General features: G+C 69.0%; 22 protein-coding genes. 15 read left to right on the forward strand and 7 right to left on the reverse strand.

Translation table 11 applies throughout. The features are described 5' to 3' along the window. The first annotated feature begins 9 nt into the window (after positions 1-9). Complete coding sequence (locus ACF8O7_RS17500; RefSeq protein ID WP_016454008.1) at positions 10-990, forward strand: tripartite tricarboxylate transporter substrate binding protein; 981 nt, start codon at positions 10-12, stop codon at positions 988-990. A 15-nt stretch (positions 991-1,005) separates the two neighbouring features. Here ACF8O7_RS17500 and ACF8O7_RS17505 read toward each other — a convergent pair whose 3' ends face one another. From ACF8O7_RS17505 to ACF8O7_RS17515, 3 genes are all read right to left on the reverse strand, one after another. Continuing rightward, positions 1,006-1,509 carry a carboxymuconolactone decarboxylase family protein gene (locus ACF8O7_RS17505; protein WP_034398063.1) on the reverse strand — a complete coding sequence of 168 codons (504 nt, stop codon included), beginning with the start codon at positions 1,507-1,509 and terminating at the stop codon, positions 1,006-1,008. A 138-nt stretch (positions 1,510-1,647) separates the two neighbouring features. After that, complete coding sequence (locus tag ACF8O7_RS17510) at positions 1,648-2,634, reverse strand: tripartite tricarboxylate transporter substrate binding protein BugE (RefSeq protein ID WP_061289031.1); 987 nt, start codon at positions 2,632-2,634, stop codon at positions 1,648-1,650. Between the two features lie 51 nt (positions 2,635-2,685). Continuing rightward, positions 2,686-3,915, reverse strand: a complete 1,230-nt coding sequence (locus ACF8O7_RS17515; protein ID WP_016449563.1) for an alpha-hydroxy acid oxidase — start codon at positions 3,913-3,915, stop codon at positions 2,686-2,688. A gap of 111 nt (positions 3,916-4,026) precedes the next feature. Between ACF8O7_RS17515 and ACF8O7_RS17520 the strand changes: the two genes are divergently transcribed. From ACF8O7_RS17520 to ACF8O7_RS17530, 3 genes are all read left to right on the forward strand, one after another. Next, positions 4,027-4,944: a LysR family transcriptional regulator gene (locus ACF8O7_RS17520; protein ID WP_013804650.1), complete on the forward strand. Its 918-nt coding sequence runs from the start codon at positions 4,027-4,029 to the stop codon at positions 4,942-4,944. A gap of 178 nt (positions 4,945-5,122) precedes the next feature. After that, a complete protein-coding gene (locus ACF8O7_RS17525) occupies positions 5,123-5,587 on the forward strand; it encodes a hypothetical protein (protein WP_016454004.1) in 465 nt (154 codons plus the stop codon). Continuing rightward, positions 5,584-6,345, forward strand: coding sequence for a DUF1828 domain-containing protein (locus ACF8O7_RS17530; protein WP_034366420.1), 762 nt, complete (start codon positions 5,584-5,586; stop codon positions 6,343-6,345). The genes ACF8O7_RS17525 and ACF8O7_RS17530 overlap by 4 nt, the downstream gene beginning before the upstream one ends. A 19-nt stretch (positions 6,346-6,364) precedes the next feature. On the opposite strand, the gene ACF8O7_RS17535 is transcribed toward ACF8O7_RS17530, so the two are convergent. Further along, a complete protein-coding gene (locus tag ACF8O7_RS17535) occupies positions 6,365-7,396 on the reverse strand; it encodes a LacI family DNA-binding transcriptional regulator (protein ID WP_227472474.1) in 1,032 nt (343 codons plus the stop codon). Positions 7,397-7,573: 177 nt separating this feature from the next. Here ACF8O7_RS17535 and ACF8O7_RS17540 point away from each other — a divergent pair, with 177 nt between their 5' ends. Genes ACF8O7_RS17540 through ACF8O7_RS17565 form a run of 6 tightly spaced genes read left to right on the forward strand, consistent with a single transcriptional unit; the run spans position 7,574 to position 13,641 of the window. Then, positions 7,574-8,563, forward strand: a complete 990-nt coding sequence (locus tag ACF8O7_RS17540; RefSeq protein WP_034366417.1) for a substrate-binding domain-containing protein — start codon at positions 7,574-7,576, stop codon at positions 8,561-8,563. Positions 8,564-8,576: 13 nt separating this feature from the next. Beyond that, entirely contained in the window at positions 8,577-10,076 is a 1,500-nt protein-coding gene (locus ACF8O7_RS17545) for a sugar ABC transporter ATP-binding protein (RefSeq protein WP_126311093.1), read from the forward strand. Then, entirely contained in the window at positions 10,069-11,103 is a 1,035-nt protein-coding gene (locus ACF8O7_RS17550) for a sugar ABC transporter permease (RefSeq protein ID WP_017405892.1), read from the forward strand. The genes ACF8O7_RS17545 and ACF8O7_RS17550 overlap by 8 nt, the downstream gene beginning before the upstream one ends. Continuing rightward, entirely contained in the window at positions 11,100-12,137 is a 1,038-nt protein-coding gene (locus tag ACF8O7_RS17555; protein WP_133072497.1) for an ABC transporter permease, read from the forward strand. The genes ACF8O7_RS17550 and ACF8O7_RS17555 overlap by 4 nt, the downstream gene beginning before the upstream one ends. Further along, positions 12,134-13,003 (forward strand): sugar phosphate isomerase/epimerase, encoded by an 870-nt coding sequence (locus tag ACF8O7_RS17560; RefSeq protein ID WP_133072496.1) that lies wholly within the window; start codon positions 12,134-12,136, stop codon positions 13,001-13,003. Before ACF8O7_RS17555 ends, ACF8O7_RS17560 begins: the two co-directional genes overlap by 4 nt. Beyond that, positions 13,000-13,641, forward strand: a complete 642-nt coding sequence (locus ACF8O7_RS17565; protein ID WP_133072495.1) for a nucleoside/nucleotide kinase family protein — start codon at positions 13,000-13,002, stop codon at positions 13,639-13,641. Before ACF8O7_RS17560 ends, ACF8O7_RS17565 begins: the two co-directional genes overlap by 4 nt. A gap of 22 nt (positions 13,642-13,663) precedes the next feature. Here ACF8O7_RS17565 and ACF8O7_RS17570 read toward each other — a convergent pair whose 3' ends face one another. Together ACF8O7_RS17570 and ACF8O7_RS17575 are read right to left on the reverse strand one after the other, a co-directional pair. Further along, a complete protein-coding gene (locus ACF8O7_RS17570; RefSeq protein WP_063328043.1) occupies positions 13,664-15,265 on the reverse strand; it encodes a gamma-glutamyltransferase family protein in 1,602 nt (533 codons plus the stop codon). A 173-nt stretch (positions 15,266-15,438) separates the two neighbouring features. Continuing rightward, positions 15,439-16,446, reverse strand: coding sequence for a Bug family tripartite tricarboxylate transporter substrate binding protein (locus ACF8O7_RS17575; protein WP_392443914.1), 1,008 nt, complete (start codon positions 16,444-16,446; stop codon positions 15,439-15,441). Positions 16,447-16,599: 153 nt separating this feature from the next. Here ACF8O7_RS17575 and ACF8O7_RS17580 point away from each other — a divergent pair, with 153 nt between their 5' ends. The 5 genes from ACF8O7_RS17580 (at position 16,600) to ACF8O7_RS17600 (ending at position 20,007) form a co-directional block, all read left to right on the forward strand. Beyond that, positions 16,600-17,520, forward strand: a complete 921-nt coding sequence (locus ACF8O7_RS17580) for a LysR family transcriptional regulator (RefSeq protein WP_034389667.1) — start codon at positions 16,600-16,602, stop codon at positions 17,518-17,520. 445 nt (positions 17,521-17,965) lie between these two features. Beyond that, on the forward strand, positions 17,966-18,634 hold the full coding sequence (locus ACF8O7_RS17585) for a hypothetical protein (RefSeq protein ID WP_392443916.1): 669 nt from the start codon (positions 17,966-17,968) through the stop codon (positions 18,632-18,634). Next, positions 18,631-19,179 carry an ATP/GTP-binding protein gene (locus tag ACF8O7_RS17590; protein WP_043820163.1) on the forward strand — a complete coding sequence of 183 codons (549 nt, stop codon included), beginning with the start codon at positions 18,631-18,633 and terminating at the stop codon, positions 19,177-19,179. Before ACF8O7_RS17585 ends, ACF8O7_RS17590 begins: the two co-directional genes overlap by 4 nt. Then, complete coding sequence (locus tag ACF8O7_RS17595; protein WP_016449547.1) at positions 19,169-19,552, forward strand: roadblock/LC7 domain-containing protein; 384 nt, start codon at positions 19,169-19,171, stop codon at positions 19,550-19,552. The genes ACF8O7_RS17590 and ACF8O7_RS17595 overlap by 11 nt, the downstream gene beginning before the upstream one ends. A 95-nt stretch (positions 19,553-19,647) precedes the next feature. Continuing rightward, complete coding sequence (locus ACF8O7_RS17600; RefSeq protein WP_126311089.1) at positions 19,648-20,007, forward strand: hypothetical protein; 360 nt, start codon at positions 19,648-19,650, stop codon at positions 20,005-20,007. A 27-nt stretch (positions 20,008-20,034) separates the two neighbouring features. Here ACF8O7_RS17600 and ACF8O7_RS17605 read toward each other — a convergent pair whose 3' ends face one another. After that, complete coding sequence (locus ACF8O7_RS17605; protein WP_126311088.1) at positions 20,035-20,748, reverse strand: Crp/Fnr family transcriptional regulator; 714 nt, start codon at positions 20,746-20,748, stop codon at positions 20,035-20,037. Positions 20,749-20,781: the final 33 nt, after the last annotated feature.

Raw genomic sequence — 20,781 nt, forward strand, 5'->3', positions numbered from 1 at the left:
GACAACCCCATGATGAACAAGCGCAACTTCCTCCACGCCACCGCCCTGGCCGCCTCCCTGCTCGCACTGGCCGCCAGTGCGCAGGCCCAGGACTTTCCTCCCAAGAAGCCCGTGTCCCTGGTCGTGGGCTTCGCCGCTGGCGGCGCTGCCGATGCGGCCGCGCGCCTGATCGCCAAGAAGCTGGGCGAGAACATCGGCCAGAGCGTGGTGGTGGAGAACAAGGGCGGCGCGGGCGGCAACATCGCCCACCAGCAGGTGGCCAATGCGGCGGCCGACGGCTCGGTGCTGCTGTTCGGCTCGGTGGGGCCGCTGACCATTGCGCCGCACCTGATGAAGCTGCCCTACGACCCCTTCAAGGACTTGGCGCCCATCTCGGGCGGCGTGAACTTTCCCAACGTGCTGGTGGTGCACAAGGGCGCGGGCGTGAAGACCCTGGCCGAGTTCGTGGCCAAGGCCAGGAAGAACCCGGGCACGGTGGACTACGCCTCGACGGGCGCGGGCTCGGCCTCCCACCTGGCAGGCGAGCTGTTCAACCAGCGCGCGGGCATCGACATGGTGCACGTGCCCTACAAGGGCGGCGCGCCCGCGCTGCAGGACCTGCTGGGCGAGCGCGTGACCAGCTACTTCGCAGCGCCGCCCACGGCCCTGCCCCACATCGAGGCCGGCAAGCTGATCCCGCTGGCCACCACGGGCCTCACGCGCCCGGCGTACATGCCCGACATCCCCACGGTGGCCGAAGCCGGCTATCCCGGCTTCGAGGCACTGAACTGGTATGCCTTCGTGGCACCGGGCAAGACGCCCAAGCCGATGCTGGACCGCTGGAACACCGAGATCGTCAAGGTACTCAATGACCCCGGCGTCAAGGACGCGCTGAACAAGCACGGCCTCACCCCCCAGCCCACCACGCGCGCCGAGTTCGCGGCCTTCATGAAGAAGGAGTACGAGCAGTGGGGCAGGCTGGTCAAGGAGCGAAAGCTCACGGCGGAGTGAGCGGCTTGCGCACGTTCAGAGCTTGATCGGCTTGCGTGCCACGGGGGCTGCAAAGCCCGCGCACAGGCGGTTCCAGACATTGATGCTGCCGATGGCATAGGTCAGCTCCACCATCTCGCGCTCGCTGAAATGCGGTCGCAGCGCCTCGAAGTCCTGCTGCTCGGGATGGGCCTGGCTCAGGCGCGTGCAGCGCTCGGCCCAGTTCAGGGCGGCGCGCTCGCGCCCGTCGTAGAAATCCACCTCGGGCCAGGTGACGATGCTGTTGATGCGCTGCAGGTCCTCGCCCCGGGACAGCAGTTCGCGCGTGTGCATGTCCACGCAGAAGGCGCAGCCGTTGATCTGCGAGACGCGCAGGAACACCAGCTCCAGCAGCTGGATGCCCAGGCTGGACTCGTGCAGCAGCGCGTTGATGCCGGCCTGGGCCTTGTACAGCTCGGGGGCCACGGCCTGGAAGTTCAGGCGCGGCGTGGGGGCGGCAAGAGGACGGGCGCCGGTGGCAGCGGAAGACGAAGCGGTCATGGAAAACACTCCTTGAGGGATGTAGCAGCCGGCCGGAATGGCTGGCCCATACCTTCAAGACGCGCGGGGCGTGCGCGTTGTGACAGCGTTGGCGAAAATTCTTTCGCAGCCCCTATCCTCCCTTTCGCCGGCTGCCCCTCAATCCGCCACGATGCGCCGCTCCGTGGCGATCTTGCGGTACAGGGCGTTCTCGGCCGCGATCTCGCGCGCGAACTCCTCGGGGCGGTTGCCGATCACGCGCGAGCCCGTGTCCTCGATCTGGCGGCGCACCTCGGGGCTGGCCAGCGCGCGCTGGGCGGCCGCATGCAGGCGCGCCACGATCTCGGGCGACAGCCCCTTGGGGCCGTAGATGCCATAGAAGGCGCTGCGGTTGACAGGCTCCAGCCCCAGCTCCTTGAAGGTGGGCACCTGGGGCAGCTGGGCCAGGCGCTCGGGCGCGGCCACCGCCAGCGCGGTGAGCCGGCCCGCCTTGATGAAGGGCAGGGCCGAGGGCAGGTTGTCGAAGACGATGGGCACCTGGCCCGCCACCGCATCGTTGAGCGCGGGGCCCGATCCCCGGTAGGGCACATGCGTGAGCGACAGCCCCGAGCGGCTGGACATCAGCTCCATCAGCATGTGGCCTATGGAGCCCGTGCCCGCCGTGCCGTAGGCATGCTTGCCGGGGTTCTTCTTCACCTCGTCCACGAAGGCCGCAAAGCTCTGCGCCTTGAAGCCCGGATGCACGGCCAGCACATTGGGCGTGGCCGCAATGTTGGTGATGGGCGTGAAATCGGTGAGCGGGTTGTAGGGCAGGCGCGGGTTGATGGCCGCATTGGTGGCCGTGGTGGACACGGTGGCCACGCCCAGCGTGTAGCCGTCGGGCTGGGCACGCGCGGCCTCGTGCGCGCCGATGGCGCCTCCGCCGCCGCCCTTGTTGTCCACCACCAGCGGCTGGCCCAGGGCCTCTGCCATGCGCGGCGCAATCGCGCGCGCCACGATGTCGGTGGTGCCGCCGGCTGCAAACGGCACGATCAGGCGCACCGGGCGCGTGGGATAGGCACCGGCATCGGCCGCCATGGCGCCCGGTGCGGCGCCTGCGGCCAGCAGCAGGGCGCACAGGCTGCGGCGTGAAGTGAAGTGGTTCATGGGATGTCTCCTGGGAATGGCTGTGTTTTGAACGGACGGTGGAGGTTTCTGTCAGGCCGATGCGCGGCGCACGATGTGCGAGCGGTCCAGCGCGCCGCAGGAGGAGGCGCCCAGCATGGCCAGGTTGCGGTCCACCTCGTCGCGCAGCAGGCCGATGGCGTGCAGCACGCCGGCCTCGCCGCCCACGGCGGCGGCATAGTTGAAGGGCCGGCCCACCAGCACCATGCGCGCGCCCAGCGCAACGGCCTTGAGCACATCGGAGCCGCGCCTGAAGCCCCCGTCGATCAGCACGGGATAGTCCGGCCCCAGGGCCGCCACCACGTCCTCAAGAATGCGCATGGCCGACACCGCGCCGTCGAGCTGGCGCCCGCCATGGTTGGACAGCACGATGCCGTCGGCCCCCACGCGCCGGGCCTGCAGCGCGTCCTCCACGCTGAGCACGCCCTTGATGACCAGCGGCCCCTTCCAGCGGCGGCGGATGGCCTCGATGTGGCGCCAGCTCAGGTGGTCGCGTGCCGAAAAATCGCGCATCACGCTGGACGACATGATGGGCGCACCGCGCGTGGCAAACGAGTTCTCGAAATGCGGCATGCCGTGGCGCAGCAGCGTGCGCAGGAAGGTGCCGGCCACCCAGCCCGGGCGCACCATGCCGTCCCAGGCCAGGCGCAGGCTGGGCTTGAGCGGCGTGGAAAAGCCGGTGCGGATGTTGTTCTCGCGGTTGGCGGAGATCGGTATGTCCACCGTCACCACCAGGGTGCGAAAGCCTGCGCGCTCCACGCGGTCGATCAGCGCGTCGATGCGGGCCTGGTCCCCGGGGATATAGGCCTGGAACCAGGTGGCCGGGCTCTCGCGCGCCACCTCCTCCATGGGGATCAGCGAAGTGCCGCTCATCACCGACACAATGCCCGCGCGCTGGGCCGCGCGCGCCAGCACCAGGTCGCCCCGGTAGGTGGACAGCGCATTGATGCCCATGGGCGCAATGCCGAAGGGGCTGGCATAGCGCTCACCGAATAGCTCCACGGCCTGCGAGCGCTGCGACACATCGGCCAGCACGCGCGTGGTCAGGCCCCATTCGCCGAACACCTCGCGGTTGTCGCGCAGCGAGGCGTTGTCCTCTGCCGCCCCGGCGATGTAGCCGAAGATGGGCCGGGGCAGCCTGCGGCGCGCGGCCTCCTCGAAATCATGCAGCGACAGCATGCGGCGCAGCACGGCCGGGGCGCGCGGCGCTGGCAGGGCGGGTGCCGAAGGCGTGGAGGCAGAGGAGGAAGCGATGGCGGCCATGGTGCGGACCTCGGAATGTTCAGGAACCGGCGCCACTGTAGGCCGCGCATCCATTGAATGAAAGTGGATTATTTAGAATGCACTTGTTCGCTTTTTGCCAATGACAGACCCATGTCCACACCCTCGGTCAAGCAGCTCGAAGCCTTCTGGTGGGCCGCCACCTGCAGCAACTTCGCCACGGCCGCGCAGCGCGTGCACCTGTCCGTGTCCTCGCTGTCCAAGCGCATCACGGAACTGGAATCCGCGCTGGGCCAGCCGCTGTTCGACCGCAGCGGCCACCGCGCCGTGCTCACCGATGCCGGCCAGCGCCTGCTGCCCGCCGCGCTGGAGGTGCTCAACGCCATGGCCGCGCTGGGCCAGGCCCTGGACACGCGCGAGGCGCTGGCCGGCCATTGCCGCTTCGGCGTGGGCGACCTGTCGGCTCTGACCTGGCTGCCGGCCTTCGTGGCCGCCGCGCGCCAGGCCCATCCGCAGCTGGTGCTGGAGCCCCATGTGGACGTGGGCGGCGTGCTGGAGCAGCGCCTGGACGACGGCGAGCTGGACTTTGCCGTCATCGCGGGCCGCTCCTCGCGCAGCAGCCTGCTGTCCCGCCCCGTGGGCGCCGCGCGCTTTGCCTGGGCCGTGGCCCCCGGCCTGGCAGGCGCGGGCCGCCTGGGCGCCACGGCCCTGCTGCAGCGCCATGCACTGGTCACCCTGCCCCCGCAGGCCGGCACCACGCGCCTGCTGGACGACTGGCTGCTCGCCCAGGGCGCCAGCGTGCGCGAGCGCATCCTGTGCAACAGCTGGGGCGCCGTGGCCGGCATGCTGCGCGCCGGCCTGGGCGTGGGCTTCCTGCCCACCGGCTGGATCGCCGCCCTGGGCCTGCGCGCCGTCGGGGGCGCCCATCCCAAAGCCGCCCTCGCTCCCCTGCACTACGCCTTCCAATGGCGGCGCGGCGACGCCCGCGCCCTGATCCCGGCCATGCAGCAACTGGCGCAGGCGCAGGTGGATTTCACGGTGATGCCGGGGTTGGTGGGTGCAGGGCGATGAAGGCCAATGGATCCAGACGCAATACCCTTGATCGCGTTGATGCGATACAACATGCGTCAAGGTCGGCGCACTCCAGAATCAAAGGGCGAGCGCGGTTGTGACCAAGGGCAGGAGGTGAGCAGCGCCACTGCGCTGGCTGTCGGCAACTCCTGCACAAACAACATGAAAGGAGGAGAGGGTGGATAGTCTTGACGAGGCGGAGGCTCGCCAGATACTGTCAGAACGTCACTATTGCGACGACGCCGAGGCCGACGATTGGAAGTTACTGGACAAGCCACAGGGAGCGTTCAACTTTGAACAGGGCTTGGTAACGGACAGCGGCAAGGGGACAGGCCTTGTGGTCCAGTTGAACTTCTATCGCTCTTCGGATACTGGGCTCATCACCCTGAAGATGAGTGTGTTCCGTCACATGAAGAAGCAGCCCAAGGCAAGGGTTTACCAATTGCAGATCACGACGAAAAGCTACAACCCCGACAATTGGCACGATCAGGCGCATGAGCATCTGGGAGATGCACGAAACCCTGTTCCAGAGTGGAAGTCATGGCGGACTTTCCATGATGTTTTCGCATTTTTCTGTCAACGCACCAACATCGAATTCAGGCCCGCACTTGAGGATCCAGAACAGCTGAGGCTCCAACCATGATCTGCCAGAACCTTCTCAACCTGACCGGGTTTGCGTGCCAGCCCATCAACGAGCAAGGCACGCTTGCAAGGATCAACACGCCCTTCTGTTTTGCCGATGGCGACCCCGTGCCTGTGTATGTGCAGAGTTTCGACAACGACGTACATCGGTTTTTCGACGATGGCCAGACCGTCCTGCACTTCATTGGCAGAGGGATGAATTTCTCGTCAGGGCACAAGCTGAGGTTCCTCAGCAACCTGGCGAGCAAACACGGGGCCTCACTCAATGCCAAGGGCGTCATAGAGATCCTGTCAACGGACTCGTCGTCCGCCGACGCCTTTGCACGGTACATCTCCTGCCTTGTAGCCATCACCCATTGGGAGATGGAGCACCAGGGCGTGGACGCCGATGGATCGGCCTTTGCCACGGAGGTAGCACAAGCCCTGCTCCAAAGGTACCCCGGCAAGGAGCTGCAACTTAGGCCCGAATACCTTGGAAGCTCGGGCAAGCGGCATGAGTTGGACTTCAAGATGGAAGGCTCTGGGTATCTGGCCGTCAAGCCAACGCAGCAGTCTGCGGCTCCCGCCCTCTACAAGCTGGTGGACATCACCAACCGGCAAACCAATGACGGCGAAAACATCGTGGTCGTGATCGATGACAGATTCGACAAACAGGCCGCCAAAAACACCCAGCAAGTCTTCAGAAGCATCGTCAGCGACGTGATCCACTTCAGCAAGCTTGTCCCTGCAGACCCTGCAAGCGCTGCGATCGTGCACTGAGCAGGCAAAAGCCCTGAACCTATGGCGGGGGACTCAAAATCCCCCACTCCACCAACTGCGGCCGCACCTGCACCACCTGCCCCGCGCGCAGACCTTCGCCGTCGATGGCGCGGAAGGCCTCGGCCATCAGGCCTTCGACGTTCTGGCGCACCATGTGCACCGGAAAGCGCAGGCATTCGGCATAGGGGTCCCAGTCGTAGCTGCCAAAGCTGCATTGCGCCAGTTCCGCATCGGGCAGTCCACGCAGGAAGCGGATGGCGCCTTGCAGCGTGATGCCCGATGAGAACAGCAGGGCGCGCGGCAGGCCGCCCAGGCGCTGGTAGAGCGCTGCCATGGCAAGGCGGGCCGTTTCGGGGTCGTAGCCGCAGCAGAGGATGTGCTCGTCCGCCACCGGCGTGTGGGGCGCCAGGGCTTCGCGAAAGCCGGACAGGCGCTGCTCGGTGGCGTACTCCTTGCGGACGCCACCCAGAAAGCAGACGGCGTCCTGCGGCGCACCTGCCGGGGGCCTGGAGCGCACCAGCAGCAGGCGTGTGAGTTCGGCCGCACCCCAGCGGTTGTCGCTGGTGACGGAGGGCGCCTTTTTCCCGGGAAGATCCACGTTGACATGGCGCACGCCGGCCTGGCGGCATTCGGCGCTGATGGCGTCGGGCCGGGTGGCGCCCGTGACGATGAGGTGCTCCACGCGAAAGGCGATCAGCGAGCGCACGGTCTCCACCTCCAGCGCGCCGTCGCGCAGCGTGCTGACCACCAGCGGGCACAGGCCGCGCTCATGGGCCATGCGCTCGAAGGCCTGGGACAGCGCGCCGAAGAAGCGGTCCTCGTGCGTGGGAATCACCATGCCGATCAGCCCCGAGCGCTGGCGGCGCAGGCCGCTGGCCTGGCGGTTCACGGCAAAGCTGTGTTCCTGCGCGAGCTGCTGCACGCGGCGCGCGGTCTCCTCGCTGATGCGCCGCGACTGCCAGCTGCCGTTGAGGATGGCGCTGACCGTCGAGGCCGAGGTGCCGGCCAGTTCGGCCAGGTCGTAGATGGTGGAGGTTCGGGGGCGGTTCACGGTGCTCTGCAGGGGTTGGGACGGGAGCGCTCGGCGGCCATCGTAGCCGCTGCGGCAGCGATTCGGGCGGGCCGGAGCCGGCACGCAGCAGCGGCCCGGGAAATCCCGCATCGGCAATGGAAGTCCATCTGTCTATAGTTTGCACAATCGATTGTGCAAAACAGAGGGAGGAGCGCCATGTTCCATGGATTCAGCCGGTTCTCGAGGGCACTGTTGGCCTGCACCCTGGCGGTGCTGGCAGGCGCGGCCGGTGCCGAGGATGTGTCGGTGGTGGCCAAGGTCGGGGGCATTCCGTGGTTCAACGCCATGGAGACCGGCATCCGCAAGGCAGGCCGCGAGCTGGGCATCTCCAGCGGCATGGTCGGCCCCACCGAGGCCGATGCGGCCCAGCAGGTGCGCGCGGTCGAGGACCTGATCGCGCGCCGCAGCAAGGTCATCGCCGTGGTGCCCAACGATGCCAGGGCGCTGGAGCCCGTGTTCCGGCGCGCACGCAGCGCGGGCATCAAGGTGCTCACGCACGAGTCGCCCGACCAGAAGGGCGCCGACTGGAACATCGAGCTGAGCAGCGTCGCGGGATTTGGCGAGCGCCACATGGATAGCCTGGGCAAGGCCATGGGTGGCGAAGGCAAGTACGTGGTCTTCGTGGGCTCGCTGACCGTGCCGCTGCACAACGCCTGGGCCGATGCGGCCATCGCCCACCAGAAAAAGCTGTGGCCGAAGATGCAGCTGGTGTCCGAGCGCTTCGGCGTGGCCGAGAGCCTGGACGACTCCTACCGCAGCGCCCAGGACCTGATGCGCGCGCATCCCGACCTCAAGGGCTTTCTGGCCTTCGGCAGCCAGGGCCCCATTGGCGCGGGCCGCGCGGTGGCCGATGCGCGCAAAGCCGACCGCATTGCCGTGGTGGGCTCGTTCTCGCCGGGCCAGGGCGCCAAGCTGGTGCGCGACGGCGTGATCCGCGAGGGTTTCATCTGGAACCCCGCGCTGGCCGGCGAGGTGATCGTGCATGTGGGCAAGATGCTGATCGACGGCCGCGAGCCCACGGACGGCATGGAGATACCGGGCCTGGGCAAGGTCCAGGTAGACCGCGAGCGCCGCAACATTCAGGGCCAGAGGCTGGAGCCGATCAACCGGCAGACCATAGACCGGCTGGTCGGCCTGGGCCTGTGAGCCGGGCTCTGCCATGGATGCCACCACAACGGCGCTGGTCCGCATGCAGGCGGTCACCGTGCGCTTTGGCGAGGCCACCGCGCTGCATGCGCTGGACTGGGACGTGATGCCCGGCGAGGTGCACTGCCTGATGGGCAGCAACGGCAGCGGCAAGAGCACGGCGATCAAGGTGCTCAGCGGCGTGCACGCACCGCAGCCGGGCGCGCGCATCGACATCGGCGGACAGACGGTGCAGCGGCTGGACCCGGCGCTGGCCAAGTCCCTGGGCATCCAGGTGATCTACCAGGACCTGTCGCTGTTTCCCAACCTGAGCGTGGCCGAGAACATCGCCTTCGACCAGGCCATGGGCCGCTGGTGGGCGCCCGTGCGCCGCAGGCGCCAGCGCGAGGCGGCCCAGGCCGTGTTGCGGCGCCTGGGCATTGCGCTGCCGCTGGATGCGCGGGTGGGCGACCTGCCCATTGCGGGCCGCCAGCTTGTGGCCATCTGCCGGGGCATGGCGGCCCGGGCCAGGCTGCTGTTCATGGATGAGCCCACGGCCTCGCTCACGCGTGCTGAGGTCGATGCGCTGCTGGCCGTGGTGCGCCGGCTCCAGGCCGATGGCATGGCCATCGTCTTCGTGAGCCACAAGCTGGACGAGGTCATGGAGATCGCCGACCGCGTCACCGTGCTGCGCGACGGGCGCAAGCTCGGCACCTGGCCCGCCGAGCAGTTGTCGGGCCGGCAACTGGCCGCGTTGATGACCGGGCAGGAAGTGGATGAGCGCCTGCATGCGCGCGACATGTCCGCCGCGCCCGTGCTGCTGGAAGTGCGCGGCCTGGGCCGCGACGGCGACTACGAGGACGTGAGCTTCGATGTGCGCGAGGGCGAGATCCTGGGCCTGACCGGGCTGCTGGGCGCGGGCCGCACCGAGCTGGCCCTGGGCCTGTTCGGCATGCGCCGGCCCGATCGCGGCAGCATCCGCCTGGGCGGCCGCACGTTGGTGCTGCGCAGCAACCGCGACGCCATGGCGGCGGGCATTGCCTATGTGCCGGAGGACCGCCAGTCCATCGGCCTGAACCTGCGCCAGTCCGTGCAGGACAACCTGGTGCTGGCCATGCTGCCGCGCCTGTCCGGCCCGCTGGGCTGGCTGCCCGCCCGCCGCCGCGCCGCCACTGCGGCCCAGTGGCGCGACCGCCTGCACATGCGCCTGCCCGCGCTGGACGCACCCGTGCACCAGCTGTCGGGCGGCAATGCCCAGCGCGTGGTGCTGGCCCGCTGGCTGGCGACCGCGCCACGCCTGCTGATCCTCGACTCGCCCACCGTGGGCGTGGACATCGGCAACCGGCAGGGCATCTTCGAGATCGTGCACGGGCTCGCCGCACAGGGCATGGCGGTGATCGTCATCTCGGACGAGGTGGTCGAGGTCCATGCCCACTGCGACCGCGTGCTGCACATGCGCGGCGGGCGCATGGCCGGCGAGTTCGTGCCGGGGGTGCATTCCGAAAGCCAGATCGAGGAGGCCGTCCATGCCTGAACACGCACACGCGCTGCTGCACCACCCCGTGGCCCGGCTCGGCCTGGCCATTGCCGCCATGGCCCTGCTGTTCGGCGCCCTGGCGCCGGGCTTCTGGACGCTGGGCAACTGGATGGACGTGGCCGAGGGCGCATCGGTCACCGCCATCATGGCCGTGGGCCTGCTGGTGGTACTGGTCGCGGGCGGCATCGACATCTCGTTTGCCGCCACGGCCACGGTGGCGCAGTACCTTGCGGCCCTCGCGGCCACACGCCTGGGCTGGACACCGGCGGCCAGCATCGCGCTGGGCCTGGCCACGGGACTGGCGCTGGGCGCATTCAACGCCCTGCTCATCCACCGCCTGCGCGCCACCTCCATCATCATCACCATCTCCACGCTGAACCTGTACTTCGCGCTGCTGATGCATGGCACGGGCGGCCGGTCCATCTACGACCTGCCGTCGTGGTGGAGCGATTCCGTGGTGCTGGCCCGCTTCGCGGGCACCGACAGCGCAGACCCCGTGCGCCTGACCCTGCCCATCGCCGTGGCCGCTGCGGCCGCCGTGCTGACCGCGCTGCTGCTGGGCCGCAGCGCGCTGGGGCGGCGCCTGTACGCCTTCGGCGGCAACCCCGAGGCCGCGCACCGCATGGGCATCGGGCTGGGCGCCATCCAGGGCGTGGCCTATGGCTGGCTCGGCATGATGGCGGCCATCGCAGGCCTGGTGCAGGCGCACCGCGTGGGCGAGTCGGTGCCCAACGCCCTGGTCGGCACGGAGCTGTTCGTGCTCGCGGCCGCCGTGCTGGGCGGCGCCAGCCTGTTCGGCGGCACGGGCAGCGTGGGCGGCGTGCTGATGGGCGTGCTGCTGCTGGCCGTGCTGCGCAACGGGCTGAACCTGCTGGGCGTGTCACCGTATTTCTTCCAGGTGCTGCTGGGCGCCGTGGTGCTGGCCTGCGCGGCCGCAACGGGACTGCGGCGCACGCAGCGACGCAACCAGCAGCGCAGCGCTGACGCCACTCCTGCAGCGCCTTTGGCGGGGGCCGCGCCATGAACCGCAGCCCTGGCGCGCCGCTGGGCCTGATCGCGCTGCTGGCGCTGCTGTGCGCCGTGTTCACGCTGCTGCTGCCCGGCAGCTTCGCCACCCTGGGCACGCTGCAATCGGTGCTGCTGCAGATCCCCGAGCTGGGCCTGCTGGCACTGGCGCAGATGCTGCCGCTGGTCAGTGGCGGCATCAACCTGGCCGTGGTCGCCAGCGCCAACATGGCGGGCCTGGCCATGGCCTGGGTGCTGGTGGGAGGCCTGTCGGCGCTGGGCCTGGACCTGTCGGGCCATGAGGGCCTGCTCATCGCCGCAGCACTGGCCGTGGGCGCCCTCGCCAGCCTGCTGGTGGGCCTGGCCAGCGGCTGGCTGGTGGCGCGCGTCAACGCCCATCCCATCCTCGTCACGCTGGGCACCATGTCGCTGATCAACGGCCTGTGCGTCTGGCTCACGCGCGGCAAGCCCATTGCAGGCTTTCCCGAGGCCTTCCAGGCCCTGGGCTCCGCCCAGTGGCTGGGCCTGCCGCTGCCGTTCTGGATCTTCGCGGCCGTGTGCCTGCTGGTGGGCCTGTACCTGGGCAGCACACGCCACGGGCTGGCCATCCGCATGGTCGGCTCCAATGCCGAGGCCACGCGCCATGCGGGCATCGACACGCGCCGCGTGCTGATCGGCGTCTACACCCTGTCCACGCTGCTGTGCTGGATCGCGGCCGTGCTGATGATGGCGCGCTTCAACTCGGCCAGTGCGGGCTACGCCCAGTCCTACCTGCTGGTCACGGTGCTTGCGGCCATCCTGGGCGGCACCGATCCCATAGGCGGCTTTGGCCGGGTGTCGGGGCTGTTCGTCGCGCTGCTCATCCTGCAGGTGCTGTCCAGCGGTGTGAACCTGCTGGGCGCCAATGCCCAGCTCACGCAGGCCCTGTGGGGCGCCACCATGATCGCCGCCGTGGCCGCGCGCCACCTGCTGGCGCGCTGGCGGGGCCGTACCCGGGCACCCGCCGAACCCTCCCCTTCACGCTCTCGCAGCGTCCAACCGGAGCCCCTATGAACCCCCTCGGCATCCACGCCCTTGTCTGGGCCGGCGACCTGTCGCCGGCCTCCACCCGCCATGTGATCGAGCAGACGCGCCAGGCCGGTTACGACCTGGTCGAGCTGTCCCTGCACGGCCCCCGGCTCATGGACCTGGCGCTCACGCGAGATCTGCTGCAGGAGCATGGCCTGGGCGTGGGCTGCTCGCGGGGCCTGACCTTCGAGGCCGATGTCTCCAGCGAAGACCCCGCCGTGGTCGCGCGCGGCCTGGCGCTGCTGCAAGAGGGCGTGGACATCACGGCGCGCCTGGGCGGACGCTATTTCGGCGGCATCCCCTACGGCGCCATGGCGAAATACGGCCACCCCTGTTCGCCACGGGGCCGGCGCAACGCGATCGAGGCCGTGCGGCGCATTGCCGACTTCGCGGGCGAGCGCGGCGTCACGCTGGGCCTGGAGGTGGTCAACCGCTACGAAAGCAATCTGCTGAACACGGCCACGCAAGCGCTGGAGTTCATCGACGAAGTCGGCCAGCCCCATGTCTGCGTGCACCTGGACACCTACCACATGAACATCGAGGAAGCCGACCTCGCCGCGCCCGTGCTGGCCTGCGGACAGCGGCTGGGCTATGTGCACATCGGCGAGAACCACCGCGGCTACCTGGGCGCGGGCCACATCGACTTCGCGCAGTTCTTCGGCGCACTCGCGCAGATCGGCTACCAGGGCACCGTCACCTTCGAGAGCTTCTCGTCGGCCATCGTCAACGAGCAGCTGTCGAACGCGCTGGCCATCTGGCGCCCGATGTGGGAAGACGGCATGGACCTGGCCCTGCACGCACGCGGCTTCATGGCAGACGGGCTGGCCAGCGCGCAGCAGGCACGCGCATGACGGCCATCCTGCCGCCCGAAGCCCTTGCGCGTGCATTTGCGCTGGCTCGCTCCGGCCCCCGACGCCTGCTGGGCCTGGCGGGCCCGCCCGGTGCAGGCAAGAGCACGGTCTGCGCCGCCCTGCTGCAGGCGCTGGGCCCGCTGGCGGCGGCCGTACCCATGGACGGCTTCCACCTGGCGCAGTCCGCGCTGCAGCGCCTGGGCCGCGCGCAGCGCAAGGGCGCACCCGACACCTTCGACTCGGCCGGCTACGTGGCCCTGCTGCGCCGCCTGCGCGCGCCCGTGGCCGATGAAACGGTCTACGCCCCCGAATTCCGGCGCACCATCGAGGAGCCCATTGCAGGCGCCATCGCCATCGCGCCCGGCGTGCCCCTGGTCATCACCGAAGGCAACTACCTGCTGATGGAGGAACAGGATGCGCCAGGCACACACTGGCATGCCGTGCGCGCGCTGCTGGACGAGGTCTGGTACGTGGACATGGACGACCGCCTTCGCATCGAACGCCTGACCCGCCGCCACGAACTCCACGGCCGCAGCCCCCAGGCCGCACGCGACTGGGTGGCACAGGTGGACGAGCCCAATGCGCGCCGCATTGCGGCAACGCGGGGGCGGGCGGATTGGGTGTTGCGCTGGGGGTGAGGCTGCAGAACACAGCCCCCGCTCAGAACGCCACCACGCCCCCGTCCTTGCGCGGGTCCGATCCGCCGATGTAGTGGTCGCCGTCGCGCAGCACCAGCTGCGCGCCGCCGAAGGCGAAGACGCCATGGCCTTCCTCGATCGTGACTTCGTGGCCGCGTGCGCGCAGGGCGGCGACAACCTCGGCGTCGAAGGCGGGCTCCACGGCCACGCCCTTGCCGCCCGTCACGCGCCAGCGCGGTGCGTCGGCGGCGGCCTGGGGGTTCTGGCCGTAGCGCAGCACGCGCAGGGCCATCTGCAGGTGGCCCTGGCTCTGCATGGGGCCGCCCATGACGCCGAAGGCCATCTGGGGCGTGCCGTCGGCGTTCATCGCAAAGGCCGGGATGATGGTGTGCGAGGGGCGCTTGCGTGGCGCGACCTCGTTGGCATGGCCGGCTTGCGTGGTGAAGCCGTGGCCGCGGTTTTGCAGGCTGATGCCGGTGCCCGGCACGACCACGCCCGAGCCGAAGCCCATGTAGTTGGACTGGATGAACGAGACCATCATGCCGCTGGCATCGGCCGCCGCCAGGTAGACCGTGCCGCCCGGGCGCGGTGCGCCGTAGGTGGGTGCGCTGGCGCGCTCGCGGTCAATGAGCGCCGCGCGTTCGCGCAGGTAGCCGGCGTCCAGCAGATGGGCGGATTCGACGCGCATGTGGTCGCCGTCGGCGTTGTATTCGTGCAGGTCGGCCAGGGCCAGCTTCATGGCCTCGACCTGCAGGTGCACGGACTCCACGCCGTCCAGCGGCTCGGCGCCCACGCCCAGTGCGTCCAGCATGCCCAGCGCCATCAGCGCGGCGATGCCCTGGCCGTTGGGCGGGATCTCGTGGATCACCGAATCGCCAAAGGTCTGCGACACCGTGCCGACCCAGTCGGCCTGGTGGGCGGCCAGGTCGGCCTCGGTCATGGCGCCGCCGCAGGCCTTGGCGTGCTCGGCCATCGAGCGCGCCAGTGCGCCACGGTAGAAGGACTCGCCCTTGGTGGCGGCGATCTCCTCCAGCGTGCGCGCATGGGCTTCGCTGCGGAACACCTCGCCCGCCTTGGGGGCCTTGCCATCGGGCAGGAAGCACTCGGCAAAACCGGGCTGGTCGCCGAGCTTGGCGCCGCCCAGCGCCCACAGCGTGGCGATGGTGGGCGAGACCGCAAAGCCGTCGCGCGCATAGCGGATGGCGGGCTGGGCCAGTTGCTCGAACGGCAGCTTGCCGAAGCGGCGCGACAGCTCCACCCAGGCCGAGACGGCACCGGGCACGGTGACAGCGTTCCAGCCCTTCTCGGGAATGCCGCCCAGCGCGGCGAAGTACTCGGGCGTCCAGGCTTCGGGCGAGCGGCCCGAGGCATTGAGGCCGTGCAGCTCCTTGCCATCCCACAGGATGCAGAAGGCATCGCTGCCCAGGCCGCAGCCCGTGGGCTCGACCACGGTCAGCGCCATGGCCGTGGCAATGGCCGCATCCACCGCATTGCCGCCGGCCAGCAGCATGGACAGGCCGGCCTGCGCGGCCAGCGGCTGCGAGGTGGAGACCATGTTGCGGCCCAGCACCGAAGAGCGGTGCGAGGCGTAGGGAAGTGTCCAGTCCGTAACAGTGCTTGTCATATCAATTTCCATAGCGCCAACGCGCCACCGATAGCTTGAGGAACCGCAGGCACGGCCCAGCTCAGGGACGCCAAGCAAGGGCCTACGCCGGCCGCGCCACCCCGCAGCAAGGGCGTCGTCCCCCTCCCGCAGGAGAGGGGGAAGCGGCAAAGCCGCTCAGGGGGGTGCTTCAATCAATCCAATGTGATTTTGTTGTCTTTGATGACCTGCGCCCAGCGCGCGCTGTCGGCCTGCACCATGGCGGCGAACTGCTCGGGCGTGCGCGGCGATGCGGCTTCCACGCCCTGCCTGGCCAGGCTGGCCACCACCTCGGGATTCTGGATGGCCTTGTTGAAGGCCTGATTGATCCGCGCCACCAGCTCGGGCTTCATGCCGGCCGGGCCATAGACGCCGAACCAGGTGACCGAAGAATAGCCAGGCAGGCCGGACTCGGCCACCGTGGGCAGGTCGGGCGCCAGCGCGCTGCGCTTGTCGCCGGTCACGGCCAGGGCACGCAGGCGGCCGCTGGCCACATGGGGCATGCCGGTGGGAATGGCGTCGAACAGCAGGTGCACCTGGCCTGCGGACAGGTCGGTGATGGACTGCGCCGTGCCCTTGTAGGGCACATGGGTCAGCTGCAGGCCCGCGCGCGCCGCGAAGGCCGCCGCGTTCAGGTGGACGATGGTCCCGTTGCCGCTGCTGGCGTAGTTGAGGGCGCCCGGATGGGCCTTGGCGTAGGCGACCAGTTCCTTGACGCTGCGCGCGGGCAGAGAAGGCGTGACCAGCAGAATACTGGCCGCCCCGCCGATCTCGGCAATCGGCGTGAAGTCCTTGTCGGCCTTGTAGGCCAGACGGGTCATCAGGTGCGGCGAGATGGCATGCGTGCTGCTGGTGGTGAACAGCAGCGTGTAGCCGTCCGGCGAGGCCTTGGCCGCCTCGCCCGTGCCGATGGTGCCGCCCGCGCCGGGGCGGTTGTCGATGACCAGCTGCTGGCCCAGGTCCTGCGACATGCGCTGCGCCACCACGCGCGCCACGAGGTCGGTGGCGCCGCTGGCCGGAAAGGGCACGACCAGGCGCACCGGGTGCGAGGGCCAGGACGCCTGGCCCTGTGCCACGGCGGGCAGGGCCATGGCGCCAGCCAGGGCACAGGCTGCAGCCACGATGGCGCGGCGTGGAAGTAAAACGCTGGGCAATGCCTTCATGGGCACACTCCTGGTCAGAGGGTTGGACAGCTGCAGCCGCTGCTCCCTGCAACGCCGCAACAGGCCATCGTAGAACCCTCGCCCCTTTGCCGCCATCAGCAAATTTGCAAACCTGCGTTGCCTCTGCGGCAAATTGATGACAATCGGGGCGACATGCCCGACGCCCGCCACCTTCTTTTGCAGGACACCGCGCTGCGCTACTTCCACGAAGTGGCGCAATGCGGATCGCTGACCGAGGCCTCGGCGCGGCTGCATGTGGCGGCCTCGGCCATCAGCCGCCAGATCGCCGCACTGGAGGGGCTGCTGGGCACGCCGCTGTTCGAACGCCACCCGCGCGGCATGGTGCTCAATGCGGCCGGGGAGATCCTGGCCGACCATGTGCGCCGCGCCGGCCTGGATGCCGAGCGCGCGCTGGGCGAGATCGAGGCCCTGCAGGGGCTGCGCAGCGGCCGCGTGCGCATCGCAAGCTCCGACGCCTTTGCCAACGAGTTCCTGCCGCGCCTGTGCGCAGCCTTCCAGCGCGCGCATGCCGGCATCGTCTTCGAGGTGATGGTGCTGCCCACGCCCGCCGTGCCAGAGGCCGTGCGCAGCGGCACGGCCGACATCGGCCTGTGCTTCAGCCGCGCGCCTGAAAAAGGCATTGCCGTGGCCTGCCGCGTGGCGGCGCCGCTGGTTGCCCTGGTCGCACCCGGCCATGCCTTGGCCCAGGCCCGCCGCCTGTCGCTGGCCCAATTGGTGCGCCATCCGCTGGCGCTCACGCCGGCCGACACGGCCGTGCGCCAGCTGCTGGACGCCGCCTGCAGCCGCCAGGGCCTGATGCTGATGCCGGTGATGGAGAGCAACCACGGCAAGACCCTGCTGAACTTTGCAGCCCAGGGCGCCGCCGTGGCCGTGGCCAGCGAGATCGCCGCGCGCCACATGGTGGCCACGGGCGCACTGGTGGCCGTGGCGCTCAGCGACCGGGGCATGGACCTGCGCGACATCGAGGTGCAGACCCTGGCCGGCCGCACGCTGCCGCATGCGGCGCAGTCCTTCCTGGAGATGCTGCAGCTGCGGTTGCCCGGTCCCTGGTAACCGGAGGACACGGCGGGCAGCGGGCAGCGCCCGCCAGGCACCACCCACACAAGGCCGGCCAGAAAAGAGACCACAGTCCGACCAGGGATGCAGGGACAAAACTCGGAAAGCTCCGATTTTTACGGCCCTGCAGACCCGCGATTCATCCATCGCCCTTGCTCGATCCGCTCAGGCTGGGAGCGGATTGGGCACGAATCGGATAGGACAACTCTGATTCTGACCCAGCCGATTCTGATTCTCCAGCGCGACCGGACAGCCAGCCGCCGGCGCCATTCCTATCATCCGCAGCTCTGTCGTCGGGCTTCCCCTTGCGGGATTCCTGGACTCCCGTTCCTGAATGAATTCATGGACAACCCGGCCATCGCCGGACCTACAAAAAAGAGGCAAGGCATGTACACGAACCAGACCGGAGGGCGCAGGCGGCAATTGCAGCGGGAGGCACAGCATGGATGAGCGAACCGAGCTGACCTTCATGCTGCATGGCCTGCCGGACCGCGACGCCAAGCTGTTCCGCTCCTATGTGCTGATGGTGAATCACCGCACACGGCATCGCTGGACGTGGCGCGAATCCCAGGCGGACATGACGGTGGTGCATGGCGAACTGGCCCAAGCGCCTGCCGCCCCGCCCGCGCTGACGCTGCGCGTGGGAGGGCCAACGAGGGGAGCCTTCCCTGCGGGTGGCCACCTGGGCATCCCCCTGCGTGCCGAGGCGCTGGAGGAATGCCTCAACACCATGGGCGCACGCATCCTGTCGGTGCACGGCAAACCGGCCAGCGCCAAGGCACACGCCAGCGGCCTGCACACGCAGCATCAGCTGATGCTGCTGCAGCTGCGGCGCTGGCCGTCGCCGCAACTGCTGACGAGATCCCACCATATCCGCCTGGCCACCTTGCTGACAGGCCAGCCCACGACGATGCAGACCCTGTGCCAGCGTTCGGGCCTGCCGCCCGAGATCTGCGCCGGTTTTCTGAACGAGCTGGACGCCGCCGGCCTGCTGCGCTGGGCCTCGGCCCGCCCGCCCGCCGCACCGCACCCCGGCAACCCTGCGCCGGACAGGGGTGTGCTCGAACGCATACGCCTTCGCTTGGCCCGGTTTGCAGGAGCGCGCCCATGAGCGAACTCAAGATCCTGATCTCCGGCCCTCCAGGCGCAGGCAAGACCACGGCCATCCGCTGCGTCAGCGAGATCGCCCCCGTGAGCACCGACGTGCGCAACACCGATGACACCCTGGACAAGGCGCTGACGACGGCCGGCATGGACTATGGCGAGCTGACCCTGGACAACGGCGAGAAGCTGTACCTCTACGGCACGCCCGGGCAGGAGCGCTTTGACTTCATGTGGCGCATCCTCTCGCGCGGCGCGCTGGGCGTGATCTTGCTGATCGACAACAGCCGCTCCGATCCGCTGGCCGACCTGGATATCTATGTCCAGGGCCTGTCCGATGTCTTGCGCAGCACGGCATGCGTGGTGGCGGTATGCCGCATGCAGGAGTACACAGCGCCTGATCTGGACAGCTTTGCCGTGCACCTGCAATCGCGCGGCCTGCTGTGCCCCGTGGTGCCGGCCGATGTGCGCAACCCCCAGCAGGTGGTGGCCCTGATCGAGCTGTTGCTGCTGCAGATCGAAGCCCTTGCCCAGGAGAAGTCCCATGAAGAATGACGCTGCCTTGAAGGCTGCAGCCCAGGCGGCGGTGCAGTCGCTGATGAGCAGGTTGCACGGCGTGCGTGGCTGCGTGGTCAGCACCGAGGACGGCTTCGAGGTGGCCGCCCGTGCGCAAGGCCAGGGCAGCACGGCGCGGCTGTCGGCCATGGCCAGCTCGATGGCGGCGCTGGGCATGATCGCCGGCGAGGAGAACCAGCTCGGGCATTGCGCCAACGTGGTGGTCGAGGCGGCCGAGGGCTTCATCGTCATGCTGCAGGCACAGCGCCCGGGCCTGACGCTGGTCATCAGCGTGGTGGCCTCGCGCGAGGCCGTTCTGGGCCAGGTTCTCTATGTCTCGCGCGAGGCCGTGCGGACACTGGAACAAGCGTGATGGCAAAGGCAGGCAAGGGCTGCTCCTATGCATCCGGCAAGAAGGCACCGCGAAGGTGCAGAACATTTTCGCAACACAAGGGAGTTAGGAAAACAATGGCCAATATCAAGCAAACCATGGATGAACTGATGCACTGCGACGGCGCCATGTGCGCTGCACTGGTGGACTACAACAGCGGCATGATCCTGGGGCAGGACGGCTCGGGCGTGGACCTGGAGCTGGCTGCCGCCGGCAACACCGAACTGGTGCGCGCCAAACTCAAAACCATGCGCTCGCTGGGCCTGGAAGACACCATCGAGGACATCCTCATCACGCTGAGCAGGCAGTACCACATCCTGCGCCCCTCCACCCACCACGAGGGCCTGTTCCTGTACCTGGTGCTCGACAAGGCCAAGGCCAATCTCGCGCTGGCGCGCCGCAAGGTGCAGGACGTGGAGAATGCGCTGGTGGTCTGAACAACAGCCCTTGACTGGCTGCGCCGCTCAGAACCGCTCGGCGCACAGCGCCTGCCATTGCAGGATCTCGATCTCGCCGCGCTGCACCCGGATGAGGCCCCGCGCCTGCAGGCCCTGCAGCAGCACGTTGGTGGTCTGGCGCGAGATCGACAGCATGCGCGCCAGCTGCTCCTGCGTGATATCCAGGCGCGGCCGCGCCGGCACATCGTCCAACCGCTCGCCGTAGCCGCGCGCCATGGCCACCAGGCGGCGCGCCAGCCGCTGGGGTGCGGGCATCAGGGCCAGGTCCTCCAGCGCCGCGAAGGCCGCGCGCATGCGCCCCGACATCAGCACGCCCAGGTCATGCCAGTGCGCAGGATGCTGCTGCAGCCAGTCCAGCAGCGGCTGGCGCGGCACCTGCAGCACCTCGCTGGGCTCCATGGCGTGGGCATCGTGGGTGCGCGGCGAACCGTCGAACAGCGCGATCTCGCCAAACCAGGTGGCCGGTCCCATGCGCGTGAGCAGCGCCTCGCGCGCCTGCTCGCTCTGGCCACCCACACCGGAGAAACCGATGCTGCCCCGGACCACGGCGAACAGCCCGCCCTCCAGCGCATCGCCGCGCAGGAACAGGGCCTCGCCCGTCTCCAGGCGGCGCGGCTGGGCCAGCGCCAGCAGCAAATCGGCAAACTGCGGCGCCAGTGCGCTGAACCAGCGGCCGGCGCGCAGCGTGGGCAGGTAGGAAGAGGCGAGGGAAGCTTGCATGGAAAGGGATGTCGGGTGGCTGACAGACACAGC

Source organism: Delftia sp. WSY_16, from assembly GCF_043104415.1.
GTDB classification, from domain to species: domain Bacteria; phylum Pseudomonadota; class Gammaproteobacteria; order Burkholderiales; family Burkholderiaceae_C; genus Comamonas; species Comamonas tsuruhatensis.